The 12,698-nt window shown below is 49.1% G+C and carries 15 protein-coding genes and 1 pseudogene; 11 read left to right on the forward strand and 5 right to left on the reverse strand.

Annotated features, from left to right (window positions below; translation table 11 throughout):
* The first annotated feature begins 2 nt into the window (after positions 1 to 2).
* The 11 genes from ACOGXC_RS12740 to ACOGXC_RS12790 all read left to right on the forward strand — a co-directional run bounded on the left by ACOGXC_RS12740 (position 3) and on the right by ACOGXC_RS12790 (position 8,926).
* Complete coding sequence (locus ACOGXC_RS12740) at positions 3 to 194, forward strand: hypothetical protein (protein ID WP_419918549.1); 192 nt, start codon at positions 3 to 5, stop codon at positions 192 to 194.
* A 27-nt stretch (positions 195 to 221) separates the two neighbouring features.
* Positions 222 to 599, forward strand: coding sequence for a TadE family protein (locus ACOGXC_RS12745; protein WP_419918550.1), 378 nt, complete (start codon positions 222 to 224; stop codon positions 597 to 599).
* Positions 596 to 1,045 carry a TadE/TadG family type IV pilus assembly protein gene (locus ACOGXC_RS12750; protein WP_419918551.1) on the forward strand — a complete coding sequence of 150 codons (450 nt, stop codon included), beginning with the start codon at positions 596 to 598 and terminating at the stop codon, positions 1,043 to 1,045. Before ACOGXC_RS12745 ends, ACOGXC_RS12750 begins: the two co-directional genes overlap by 4 nt.
* Before the next feature lie 2 nt (positions 1,046 to 1,047).
* Complete coding sequence (locus ACOGXC_RS12755) at positions 1,048 to 1,509, forward strand: TadE/TadG family type IV pilus assembly protein (RefSeq protein WP_419918552.1); 462 nt, start codon at positions 1,048 to 1,050, stop codon at positions 1,507 to 1,509.
* Entirely contained in the window at positions 1,506 to 4,601 is a 3,096-nt protein-coding gene (locus tag ACOGXC_RS12760; RefSeq protein ID WP_419918553.1) for a LysM peptidoglycan-binding domain-containing protein, read from the forward strand. Before ACOGXC_RS12755 ends, ACOGXC_RS12760 begins: the two co-directional genes overlap by 4 nt.
* 10 nt (positions 4,602 to 4,611) lie before the next feature.
* Entirely contained in the window at positions 4,612 to 5,163 is a 552-nt protein-coding gene (locus ACOGXC_RS12765) for an RNA polymerase sigma factor (protein ID WP_419920083.1), read from the forward strand.
* Complete coding sequence (locus ACOGXC_RS12770) at positions 5,156 to 6,106, forward strand: anti-sigma factor family protein (RefSeq protein ID WP_419918554.1); 951 nt, start codon at positions 5,156 to 5,158, stop codon at positions 6,104 to 6,106. The genes ACOGXC_RS12765 and ACOGXC_RS12770 overlap by 8 nt, the downstream gene beginning before the upstream one ends.
* A gap of 81 nt (positions 6,107 to 6,187) precedes the next feature.
* Positions 6,188 to 6,532 carry a hypothetical protein gene (locus tag ACOGXC_RS12775; RefSeq protein ID WP_419918555.1) on the forward strand — a complete coding sequence of 115 codons (345 nt, stop codon included), beginning with the start codon at positions 6,188 to 6,190 and terminating at the stop codon, positions 6,530 to 6,532.
* Positions 6,529 to 7,500, forward strand: coding sequence for a thioredoxin-disulfide reductase (gene trxB / locus ACOGXC_RS12780; RefSeq protein WP_419918556.1), 972 nt, complete (start codon positions 6,529 to 6,531; stop codon positions 7,498 to 7,500). Before ACOGXC_RS12775 ends, trxB begins: the two co-directional genes overlap by 4 nt.
* A gap of 63 nt (positions 7,501 to 7,563) precedes the next feature.
* The gene (gene trxA / locus ACOGXC_RS12785) at positions 7,564 to 7,893 is read left to right on the forward strand and encodes a thioredoxin (protein ID WP_419918557.1); all 330 of its coding nucleotides are present in this window, start codon (positions 7,564 to 7,566) and stop codon (positions 7,891 to 7,893) included.
* Between the two features lie 52 nt (positions 7,894 to 7,945).
* Entirely contained in the window at positions 7,946 to 8,926 is a 981-nt protein-coding gene (locus ACOGXC_RS12790) for a peptidoglycan-binding protein (protein ID WP_419918558.1), read from the forward strand.
* Here the strand turns inward: ACOGXC_RS12790 and ACOGXC_RS12795 are convergent, their stop codons facing one another.
* From ACOGXC_RS12795 to ACOGXC_RS12815, 5 genes and pseudogenes are all read right to left on the reverse strand, one after another.
* Positions 8,927 to 9,805, reverse strand: coding sequence for a ParB/RepB/Spo0J family partition protein (locus tag ACOGXC_RS12795; protein ID WP_419918559.1), 879 nt, complete (start codon positions 9,803 to 9,805; stop codon positions 8,927 to 8,929). It abuts the gene before it with no gap.
* Positions 9,780 to 10,586, reverse strand: a complete 807-nt coding sequence (locus ACOGXC_RS12800; protein ID WP_419918560.1) for a ParA family protein — start codon at positions 10,584 to 10,586, stop codon at positions 9,780 to 9,782. Before ACOGXC_RS12800 ends, ACOGXC_RS12795 begins: the two co-directional genes overlap by 26 nt.
* Positions 10,587 to 10,883: 297 nt before the next feature.
* Positions 10,884 to 11,836: pseudogene (locus tag ACOGXC_RS12805) on the reverse strand (IS481 family transposase).
* Between the two features lie 101 nt (positions 11,837 to 11,937).
* Positions 11,938 to 12,312: a transposase gene (locus ACOGXC_RS12810; protein WP_419920084.1), complete on the reverse strand. Its 375-nt coding sequence runs from the start codon at positions 12,310 to 12,312 to the stop codon at positions 11,938 to 11,940.
* Positions 12,290 to 12,460 (reverse strand): hypothetical protein, encoded by a 171-nt coding sequence (locus ACOGXC_RS12815; RefSeq protein WP_419918561.1) that lies wholly within the window; start codon positions 12,458 to 12,460, stop codon positions 12,290 to 12,292. The genes ACOGXC_RS12810 and ACOGXC_RS12815 overlap by 23 nt, the downstream gene beginning before the upstream one ends.
* Positions 12,461 to 12,698 lie beyond the last annotated feature (238 nt).

Raw genomic sequence — 12,698 nt, forward strand, 5'->3', positions numbered from 1 at the left:
AAATGAAAATTATAATTGCTCTTCATACAGTAATACAATCATATTTTAAAAACCAAATCCAAAAAATATGGAAAAATGAACAAGGTGATGTTACTTCGACAGTTATTATCATTGCTGTATTAATTGTGGCAGCAGTGGCTGCAGGTGTAGTTATCACCAACTATATTTCCAGTCAAACTAGTAAAATTAGTTGAACATTGATAGTAAAACTATACCAAAAAATGCAAAACGAGCGAGGTGAAATAACTACTACTATTTTAACAGTCCCCATCGCCATATTTTTGATCACTATGATCATACAAGCTGCACTAATTTTCCACGCACAAGCTATAGTCGATGCAGCTACTCAAGATGGTGCTCAAGTTGGACAAAGTGAAACAGGCACAAAAGCAGCAGCAAGATCAGTAGTTGAATCAGTTATTGGGACAAGTGGAGGAAGTTTATTATCAGATGTGGATATTACAATTGAAACTAATCCTACACAGTTATCTGTGACAGTGCAAGCTACTGTAAAGTCACTGATTCCTGGATATATTCCAAAAATTTCATCTACTTCATCAGGACCTCGTGAAATTTTTATAGCGGAAAATCAAAGATGAAAAACCAAAATTTACAGTATTCACTAGTCAATGGTATACCAAACCAAGGTAGTAGTATAATAGGATTAACAGTTTTGACTCCGATTATGATTCTACTTTTATTTTTTGTAATTGCCGCTGGCCGTATAGGAGTTGTTGAAAGTAAATTAACAAGTACAGCTCGCAATGCTGCTCGAATTGCTACCCAATATCAAACAACTTTAGCAGCTAAAAATGCTGCTATTACTTATATTGAATCTGCTCTAAATAAATTAGAAATAGTTTGTCACAATAGACCTAAAATTTATATTCAAAAAATGGATTTATCGCCCGGAGGAAAAGTAAAAATACAAATATCTTGTACAATTAAATTATCGGATCTAACTTTACTGACAATTCCTGGATATCAGACAATCAATGCCAATTCAACTTCAATAGTAGATTACTACAGGGGTGGAATGGTCTAATCATGCAACAACACCTCTTTATTACATACTCCAGTGATAACTACTCAATAAAATACAAACAACGAGGGCAAGTAACTGTAATTTTTTTAGTTCTTACTCCTATCTTAATACTGTTGGGAGGACTAGCTTATGACGGAGCACAAATTTTGAATGCTAGACGGAAAGCTTCGACTTTGGCATTAGAAGCAGCTAGGGCTGGTGCCCAATCACTATCAACCAGAGCAATGTATGACAACAAAGAACAAATAGTGATAGACTCGTTTTTAGCTGAGGCAAACGTCTCTAAATATTTTGGCCAATACACTGACTGGTCAATGTCAGTAAAAAACGATACAATAACAATAACTGTCCGGCTGACTCAACCTCTTGAAATCCTCTCAATACTAGGAATCAAGTCAAGACAGGTGATTGGTAGCGCTACTGCTCGCGCTGTAAGAGGTATACGTACAGGAGAAGACCTATGAATTTTGGTGAAAAATATCGTACTGAATTGGTGTACGGTTTACTCTCAACAGCATTACTCACTATTGTGTTGGTGGGTATACCAATACTACTGATTGTGGGAGTGGGATGGCCACTACCCCAAAGTATTCCATCAATCACAAAGGTATCTGCTGCCTTCAAAACTGGGACAATCCCTTCAGCTTTGATTTTAAAATCAATCTCTTGTATCTTGTGGATTCTATGGTTACAAATACTAATCGGAGTAGGGGTTGAACTTTGGTCTCACTTTCATGGACGACTTGCACCTCGAGTTGTATTCATACCTCAATTTATACAACGATTTTCATCTCGAATAATTAGTACAGCTTTAGTAATTACATTTTCAGTACAAAATCCAGGAATAGCTACAGAAAATAACCAGGAATTGCTTGATCCAACAAGTATTGAATTAGATGAAGATAAATTGTGGAGCCCTTCGATTGAGAATATGAATACCTCTAGTTCTTTCAAAAACAAGGTGGATGGAATTAATACTTCATTAGATGAGGAATTAGTCGAGATAAAACCACTTATACATACGGTTCAACAAAGAGATAGTTTGCGAGTATTGGCTGAGCAGTACTTAGGTGACCCAAATAGATGGACAGAAATCTTTGTGCTCAACCACCAACGAGTTCAGGCAGTAGGAGGCTCACTTACTGATCCAGCTCGACTTCAGTTAGGTTGGGAACTAGTCATGCCTGCTGATGCACATCGTTTAGAAGAAACTAAATCTAATGAGGATATAATTATTGAAAAGAATAATCAAACTAACTCTTCCTCGATAAAACTTTCTTCCACAAAAGTTACTGTACAGGAGGGAGACACATTGTGGAATCTAGCAAATCAATACTTTAATGATCCCGAAAAATGGGTTACAATTTTTAATTCAAACCGGGATATTATTGATGATCCCAATATTATAGTGCCTGGATGGGAACTTACTATACCTGTAGATAACTACCAAAGTGAAGTACTACTAAACCCAGAATTGCCTATTGAAGTATCAGAAGAGTTAATAAAATTTACTGCTCCTGTTATGGCTTATACCGAAGCTAAACCAGTTGTAGTTACTAATGTTCCTTCTACTATTGAACTAGAGAAAGAATCAACTTTCAATGCCCAAGTTGCTTTTATTGTCGGTGGTCTTGGTATATTCACTAGCAGTCTCATTTGGTTTTTAGCGAGAATTAGACGTAACTATACTCAGCACTTATCAAATAAACGTATACCAATTTTACCTACCACAGAAACTCTTCAAATAGAACAACAACTAGAAACTATATCAGAGCATGATAGCGCTATTTTCTTGGATGCATCGCTAAGGATATTGTTCTCTAATAATTCCCCATCACCTGAGATAATTGGAGTAAATATAGATTCAAATAGCGTGTCGATCTTGCTGAGTAAACCAACCAAAGCACCCAATGGATTTATTGCCAATGAAGATAACAGTATTTGGAAATTATCAAAAAACATGACACCAAAATATCTTTTGAAAGAAGCTGAAGGCATTTCTCCAGCTCTTCCCACCTTAGTTACTCTTGGTAAAGGACCTAATGGTGAATTCTTACTTAACCTTGAACATACAAGTACTTTAAATCTAAAAGGTGATTCACAGGCGATTAAAGATATGTGTAAGGCTATAGCAATTCAGCTAGCTAGCAGCCATTTAGCTGATTTACTTACAGTCATATGTGTAGGTTTTGCTCAAGATTTGAGTGAATTTGAAAGAATTATATGTGTAGATGATGTGTCATCTGCAATTGAAAAAATCATATACCAACTGCGCCAGAATCAAGCTATACTTGGAGATGATTTTTTGTTTGATTACACAAGCACTGATAATAATAAATCTCATCACCCCGTGGTGGTTTTAATTCCTGACAAACTAACTGAAGGAGAAGCCCGTCGTTTTTTAGAAATATATGATCCGTCAATTTCTATTGTTGGCCATGGATTAAATGATGCAATTTGGACAGGTAAATTTGATGACAGTGGTTTACTATTAGAACCAATCGGGCTAAAGTTAGAACCTCATGGCTTATCTGATAATGCTGTCACTATGATTGCTGAAATGGTGTCTTCTGCTAAAAGTACTCATGATGCAGTGTTGGAAACAGCACCAACACAGGAAGAAGCAGAAATAGAAAAATCTACTTCAATGCTTGAACAATCACTAATGAACATAGAAGTACGGGTGCTAGGGACTGTGGATATACTGGGAACACTTCAACCCTTTGCTTCGCGTAGAGCGCTTGATCTAGTTGTCTACCTCGCATTTCACCCAGAAGGAGCGGACCGTGACCAGCTCAAGACCCATATCTGGCCACCTGATGATCCACCCTCCGAATCGACTTTTTCCAATACTGTAAGCCGGGCTCGTAAAGCACTAGGAGTTGATAGCGATGGACAGCCATACTTACCCAGAGTTAATTCAAAGGGAATCTACCAGTTGCGGCCAGAGGTGGAAACCGATGTGGGCCAATTTGAAACTCTCATTGCCGCGGCCCGCAGTGATACTAGTGAAGAAGGCACAAAGCAACTAAAGAAAGCTTTGCAATTAGTTAGAGGAACTCCATTCACTGGTGGTGCCACAAACTTGTATAGATGGGCTGATTTTGGATTGCGAACTTATATTGATTGCATGGTAGACACAGCAGCCCACGAATTGGCCGAGAGGTGTATAGTTTCCGGTGATGCCGAAGGGGCTCGACGCGCCGCGCTGACCAGCCTCCGGTTAGTGGGCATTTGTGAACAGTGTTACTACTGGCGACTGAGAGCGGCAACTGGTAACCCCACCGAGGCACGCCAAGTCATGGCCGAGTTGGTAGGTTTGTTGAGGAGGGAGAGCAACAAGTTCGAGGTCAATGATCTTATCAGTCCAGATCTGCTGCAACTGTACAAGCGACTTACAACATCTCCCACTGTCTTGGATCCACAGGACGAACGAGAAGACGTTGAAGAACCACCTTCGTATCAATTGCATGCTCAAACTTCATATAATCAAAGCCCCGTGCAACCAATAGTTGATGAAGAGTGGGTAATCTCGGAGTATCCAACCCACGACTGATGACACGGAACTGGTCCGGAACGCCCAAAGGGGCGACAAGACAGCACTCGATGCCCTCCTCCGCCGCCACTACAACCAGATCTACGCCCTCTGCCGTCGATTGACCGGCAACGATGCCGATGCTCTTGATGCCACCCAGGAGGCACTTATCATCCTGATGCGACGAATCGACCGCTTTGACGGGCGATCCAAGTTCACCACCTGGATGCATCGGGTAGTGGTCAACGCTTGTCTTGATGACCTGCGAAAACGGGGTAGGCGCCCGGTGCCAGCCCCGGTAGAGGAGCAGTCCCTGGAGATCAAGGCGCAGCTTGTGGAGGAATCGGTGAGTCAGCGGCTAGACCTTGAAGCTGCCCTGGCTCAGCTCCCCGCGATATTTCGGGTACCCGTAGTGCTGTGCGACCAATTGGACATGAGCTATGAGGAGATTGCCGAAGAGTTGGGAATACCCCCCGGGACGGTACGGTCCCGCATCTCTCGGGGGCGTCGACGCCTGTTTGAACTATTGAGCGGGAACCCAGACCACCCTGCTGAACGTCAGACTAGAGAAAACCATGAATGACGACCACACTGAAATGACTCCAAAAGAACTGGATGATTTGGCTTCTGCCTATTTAGATGGAGAGGCCACGATGCAAGAAGTTACCCTGGTGAGCAGTGACCCCCGGTTGCAGGCTCGGGTTGAGCAGTTCCGAACCATCAAGACCCAGATGGCTACTCCAGTGAAACCTCCCCCGAGCGAGGTGCGAGATAGAATGATTGCCCAAGCACTGACTCATCGGACCCCGGTGATGGCTCTGGAGAGCACACGCCGGCGACGGCTAACCCCCCGGCGAGTAGGAGTCGTCCTGGCCACCGCTGCAGTGGTTGCCGCCATCACCATTGTGAGCTTGGGAGTAATCCAAAAGAACAACAGTGATACTGGTGATTCTTTCGCAACAGAAACGAGAATAGACCCATCAACCTCGGCTACAGTGCTTGAAAATGCTGAAATTGATGAAAAGCCACCAGAAAACCTAGATTTTTTCACACAGGACAGCAGGGGACCAGTGATCAATAGTCCCGAATCTGAAGAAATTGCTACCGGAGATTGGGAATCTGACGACCAGGGGACCATGGATGAGGGTACAGGTATGAATGCATACCATCAGCCTGAGGAAGACCAGATAGGGGAAACCATGCCAACACCTGGAAAAGTTCCTCAGAGGTTCGACACTTTGACTGATCTCAAAACTTATGCGGTTTGGCTGGCAAACAATTACAGCCATGAACAGAACGACAACATGGACGAGGAGATTCCTATCGTTTCTAGCACTAGTTGCCCGCTACTGCTCGAGGAAGAACCTGAACTCGAACTGATTGCACGATTCACCGTTCTAGTGGAAGGCACCGAAACCGAAGTATCGGTGTACATCAACAACGACCTTGTGGTTCTCACTCGAACAACACCGCCACCCGATTGTCACAACCTTGACTCCGTACTCAAAATCTCCCTTCCGACCTGAGATTGGGGGGAGGGGGGAACAGTCCAACTCAAGAGATATGTCCCTCAACAACCAATCCGAATCGAACTGACGATAATCTGGATGGTCATGGTCAGTCCTGTCCAACCGAACAACGAGGCGACAACTGCTTCTCCACCAGGCTTGTCCGAAAACTGGTCCGAGCAGGCTGCCGACATCGTTATCCGCAGTGTGGACAAGGTCCATGATGCCACCACTGGACCGATCCTAAATGCCAGCCGTGTTTTTGCTTACCTAGTTTTTGGGGCATTTCCCCTGCTCATCGTGCTGGTTTTAGGAATTGTCGCAGCAGTACGAGGTTTGGAAATAGCTACCGGACAAGCATGGGCAGCTCACGGTATCCTCGGCCTGCTGTTCGTTTCACTGGGCACCTTCGCCTGGTCAAGATGTCCCGGTAAAGCCGCATGACCAACCAGAACATCCACAAAACAATCATCATCGGTTCAGGACCGGCCGGATTGACCGCAGCCATCTACTCAGCCCGGGCAAACCTCTCTCCCCTGGTCATCGAGGGCGAACCGTCGTCCACCAGCGACCAACCCGGGGGCCAGCTTATGCTCACAACCGAGGTGGAGAACTACCCCGGTTTTCCCGACGGGGTGATGGGACCGGAGTTAATGATGCATTTCCGAGCTCAGGCTCAGCGGTTCGGTGCAGAAATGATCACCGAAAAAGTCAGCCGGGTCGACCTGTCAGGTCCACCCCATGGTGTCTGGATAGGTGATCCCACTAGGGCCGAACCCACCCATCAAGCATGGGCAATAATAATTTCCACGGGAGCCAAACCGCTCATGCTGGGGTTGGAGGCTGAGGAACGGCTCATCGGTCATGGCCTGTCCACCTGCGCAACATGTGATGGGTTCTTTTTCCGGAATCAACATATATCCGTAGTGGGAGGCGGGGACTCCGCCCTAGAAGAAGCCATTTTTTTGACTCGATTTGCCTCAAAAGTAACTGTAATACACCGAAGAGACGAGTTACGAGCATCGAAAATCATGCAAGATCGGGCTTTTGCCAACGATCGTATCAAGTTCCTGTGGAACCATGTGGTAGCCAAAATCAGAGGCGAGGAGAAGTTGACCGGAATTGAGGTTCGTAACACGCTCACCAACGAGACATCCGATTTAGATGTGACCGGGTTGTTCATAGCCATCGGTCACCGGCCCAACACCGACCTGTTCGCTGATCAGCTCGCACTCAAGGAGAACGGATACCTCATAACCAAACCCGATTCCAGTCGCACCGAGATAGAGGGGGTTTTCGCTTGCGGCGATGTGCAAGACGATGTCTACCGCCAGGCAGTGACTGCGGCAGGATCGGGTTGCATGGCAGCCATCGATGCCGAACGATGGTTGGAGTCAGCAGGACATGGTTGAACCGGAAAAGCATTGATAGGCTGACTTTCTATTAACTGCCGCCTACCGAAAGGATTCAGAATAATGGCTGACAGTATCGCCACACTCACCAATAAAACCTTTGACGAGGTGATCGGCAGCGCGGAACTACCGGTTGTCGTTGATTTTTGGGCTGAATGGTGCGGTCCATGCAAAATGATTGCACCTATCCTGGCCGAGATCGCAGCCGAGAAGGCTGGAGTGATCAGTGTAGCCAAACTCAATGTAGACGATGCTCAGGACATAGCCCTGCGCTACCAGGTTATGAGCATCCCCACACTCATCGTGTTCAAAGATGGTGAACCAGCCAAGCGGATCGTGGGAGCCAAGGGCAAGCAACAACTACTCCAAGAAATTAGCGAAGTAGCGTTTTAAAACCACTGAAGGTGATGGGGGTCTATCAGCACAGCCGCGAGGAGCGCCGGATTTGGCCAACGATCATCCGCCCACATTGAAATGGGGAGACGAAAACGACCATGTAGTTGGTCTGCAACAAAAATTGGCTGCTGCCGGGTTTGCCCTGGCTCTAGCAGCCAATGGTGACTATGACACATCCACCGCGGCTGCGGTAGCCGACTTCCAGGCCAGCCGAGGTCTCAGCGTTGACGGAATCTGTGGTCCGCACACCTGGGCCGCGCTACAAGAAGCCGCTTGGTTGCTCGGTGATAGAAATCTCTACCTCAGTCAACCCATGTTGCGGGGCGACGACGTGGCCGAGTTGCAACTTCGATTGGGTGCGCTGGGTTTTGATGCTGGAAGAGTGGACGGTATCTTCGGGGGCGATACCGCAGGAGCAGTACAGGAGTTCCAGCTCAACAGTGGCCTTGTTGCTGATGCAGTTTGCGACACCGATACCACGGCAGCTTTAAAGCGAATGTCTGCCAGAGTCACACCTGCCACCGTGGCTGCGGTACGGGAACGAGCAAAACTACAACGGGCTCCCCGAAGACTGACCGAACGACACATCATGATCGCAGCCACCAGCACCATGTCAGGAGTAGCCGGAGAGTTGGCCACCGGGTTGAGACGTTTGGGAGCTACTGTTACCGAAATCTATGATGTACCGGAACCCGACCAAGTGAGCAAGGCCAACCATCTAGCAGTTGACGCATACCTGGGTTTGATCCCCTCAGAAGCCGAGGAATGCCGGGTCGCTTATTTTGCGACCGAAGGATTCGTCTCCCCTGGGGGTCAACGATTGGCCAACATCCTGGGCCAGCGACTCCCCGCAGCCCTAGGTACTGACAATATTAATGTAAGGGGTATGCGGTTACCTGTACTGCGGCATACCCGTATGACCGCAGTGCAATGCCTAATTGGATCACCCGGCTTGATACAAGCTCGTCTGTCCCCCCTCGCTCGCACCATTGAAGGCAGCCTCGCCCTATGGGCAACTAAACCAGCCTGATTATCGTTGGAGCATCACACGATAGATGCGTTCCAGGTCATCCAAATCAGCAAACTGGATCACCAGTTTTCCTTGCCCCTTGCCGAGAGCCACATCCACTTTAGTGTTGAGGTAATCGCTCAACAGGCTCTCCAGCTCGAGCACGGCAGCTCCCCGATCAGTAACGCCGGCACGATTCTTAACTTGTTCGGGACCCTCAGCACTTTGAGTGGCAACTCGGGCCGCTTCCTCAATCATTCGTACCGTCAAGCCACCAGATGCCGCTTTGTTCGCCAGTTTGACCAACTGCTTCTCATTGGTAATTGCTAGCAGCGCCCGAGCATGGCCTGCCGACAATGAGCCATCCACAACCATCGCTTTCACCTCATCAGGGAGTTGCAAAAGTCGCATGGTGTTGGCCACTGCCGATCTACTCCGCCCCAATTGCTTCGCTACTGCTTCCTGGGTAAACCCAAAATCATCAACCAACTGCCGGTAAGCAGCAGCTTCTTCAATCGCATTCAAGTCTTCTCGATGCAAATTCTCCAAAAGGGCTTGCTCCAGTGCATCAGAATCCTCTGCGGTGCGAACGATGGCAGGAATCCGTTCAAGTCCAGCCTGTTTTGCAGCCCTACAACGGCGTTCGCCGGCAATAAGCTCGTATGTCCCATCGGGGCAAGGTCGAACCAACACAGGTTGGAGAACACCGACTTGACGAATAGAGCTAGTCAATGCATCCAACGAGTCCTGATCAAACCTGTCCCGAGGCTGAAACCGATTCACTGAAATGACATCAAGAGGAAGCTCGAGATAAGCCGATGAAAGGATGCCATCATCCTGTTGTGTTGGATCGGAAATCAGAGCACTGAGTCCCTTACCCAATCCGGGTGAGCGTGCCATCAATAACCTCCTTGGCTAACTCGCGGTAGGCCAGCGCCCCCCGCGAACTTGGATAGGTAACCGTAATCGGTGCTCCGTGCGATGGTGCTTCCGCCAGACGAACAGTCCGAGGAATCACCTGCCGGCAAACCTTGTCCCCAAAATAGCTGCGTACCTCAGAGGCAACTTGTGAGGAGAGTTTGGTACGGCCATCGTACATAACCAATACAATGAGTGAAATTTCCAGTTCTTTATTGAGGCTGTCGCGAACCAAGTCGATGTTGCGCATAAGCTGTCCCAGACCTTCCAATGCATAATACTCGCATTGAATCGGGACCATTACCTCTCGAGCTGCGGTCAAGGCATTGACTGTCAACAGCCCGAGCGAGGGTGGACAATCCACAAATATAAAATCAAAATCGTGAATGACGGTGGTAAGAGCAGTATCGAGTCTTCTCTCTCGACTAAAAACCGGCACCAACTCGATTTCTGCTCCGGCGAGGTCCAGAGTGGAAGGGACCAGCGAAAGATTTTCAACCTGGGTAGAAACAACACCGTCTGACATCTGACCATTCTGAAGGAGAACATCATATGTGGAAACACCATCAGTGAAAGGATTTATCCCCAGACCGGTTGTAGCGTTGGCCTGAGGGTCTAAGTCCACAACCAGCACCCGCTGGCCCAATTCAGCCAGGCTGGCGGAAAGGTTCACCGTAGTAGTGGTTTTGCCAACCCCACCCTTTTGATTAGCGATCGCAATGATGCGACAAGGTCGAGACTTTGCTGAGCTGAAATCGGACACCTGCTAGATTCTCCCTCACGCCCCACCGAAGGTCAAGGATATTTAGCCAGTGTTTCACATGAAACACTGGCCCTTGAGCGGCTACGGTTCGGGGTACCATTCGCGAAGATTGTATACGGGTGTGCTGCTGGTGGCAGTGGTGGGTCCAGTTTTGGCTTCGGTTTGGAGCCGGTAGGAGCGGCAAAAGATATGGCCGATGTTCGCCCCCGCTTGGTGTCTATTCACGTTTGAGTGGGGTTTTGTGGGTTCTGATTCTTGTGGTGGGTGTATTTTGGTAGGGTTTGTGGCCTGTGACAACTAGGTGTAACATTCGTGGAGGTTGTTGACACGTGATGTGGGTGTGTTGCCGATGGCGGTGTGGTGGCGGTGGTGATTGTAGTGGTGGGTGCGGTGTTGGAGTTGGTTTCGGCGGTGGGTTTGTGATGTGAATTCGTGGTTGTAGAGGAACTCGTTGGCCAGGGTGCGGTTGAAGCGTTCGGCTTTTCCGTTGGTTTGGGGCCGGTAGGGGTGGCAGAAGATGTGGCCGATGTTGTGTTCGGTGAGGTGGTCGGCGAATTTGTGGGACCTGAAGTTCGGGCCGTTGTGGGAGATGACCTGGTTGATGCTTACACCGCAGTCACCGAATCAAAGGCGTGCCCGCTCGAAAAAGCCCACCAAAGTGTCGGCGGTTTCGTTGTCGAGGGCTTCTGTGTAGGCCAGTCGGCTGTGGTCGTCTATGGCTACGTGTAGATAGGTGTAACCCATCCGGGGCCGGTTTTTCGCACCCCGGGCTTTGACGTTGCCCCGCCCGTGGATCCTCCATCCCCCACCTGGGGGAATCCTGCCCACATGTCCAGGTGGACCAGATCACCGGGCCGGTCTCTTTCGTAGCGACCGATAACGCGCCCGGTGGGCCCATCAATGCCGTTGAGCCGGTTCAAGCCGTTGCGTTTCAAGATTTTCCACACCGTCGAAGCCGACATATTGAGCTGGGCGGCGATCTCATCGGGCCCCCGGCGCGAGTCACGCCGCTTTTGGCACACCTGCTCCTCAACCACCGCTGGGGTGCGCGTCGGGCTGTGATGAGGCCGCGAGGATCGGTCCACCAAACCCGCCTTCCCGTAGGCCTGGTAGCGCTTCCACCACTTGTTCACCGTAGCTCTGGACACACCCATCTAACCAGCCACATGAGCCTGAGCCGTTCCCGACTCGACCCGCTGAACCATCAAAAACCGCCCCGCAGGCGTCAAAAACGCATTAGCATGTGACACAGAGCCTCCCCTGCCACCTAGATGGACGTGATTTACAACCACCACAATGGCACCGGAGGCTCACCCAACCGAACTGTCAACAACCTCCATAAGGGTTACAGTTAGGCAGCTATTTGGGGGTTGGTTGTTTTCAAGATGGATCGGGTTTCTTCTTTGGCTTGCCAGCACTCAAAGACCTCATCGCAAGGATCACCGGCTTTGAGGGCTTGGTGGGTGCGTTGCCGGCCTCGGTGGTCCAGCCGCTCGGCGACCATCAGTAGGAGTTTGCGGATCCCGTAGAGAGGGTCACCTTTGCGGCCCCGGTGACCAGTGGTTTGTTGCAGGGAGCGTTGACGGCAGCGAGTGATGGCCTGGTTAGGCAACCCGACGATGTGGAACGGATCAGTGGTCAACCGTGTGTTCGCCGGTAACAGGCCCCGGGCTATGAGGGCTCGGATAGCTTTGCGGTACCCCTCATGGGGATACCATCCGGATATTTTTTCTCCACCCCCGGAATTGTCCGCTCACCCATTTGTTCAGGTCACCAGCATCGCGGCCCTCGAAGACATCTACCACCTGGCATGTAGCGGTGTCCACCGCGGTGGTGATGTAGCGGTGCCGCCAGCGGCGGGTGACGGAACCCATCACGGTCTCCACCCCAGCGGTGGCAACCACCCTGGTGGGATTGCCGTTTTAGTTCTGGCTCAACTGCTAACCAAACAGTGTGCCAACTCACCACCAAATCACGATCCACGCCAGCAACTGAGCCTTCCACCGCGGCCAACACCTCAACCGCGTGAGCTGCGGCCCAGCGTGTGAGCTGACAGCGAGGCTTCACCAACTCGTTTCGCTCAGTCCACGTCCTGGTCGCACAATCAGCGTT

The organism is Candidatus Poriferisocius sp. (assembly GCF_965202595.1).
In the GTDB taxonomy this organism is placed as follows: domain Bacteria; phylum Actinomycetota; class Acidimicrobiia; order Acidimicrobiales; family Bin134; genus Poriferisocius.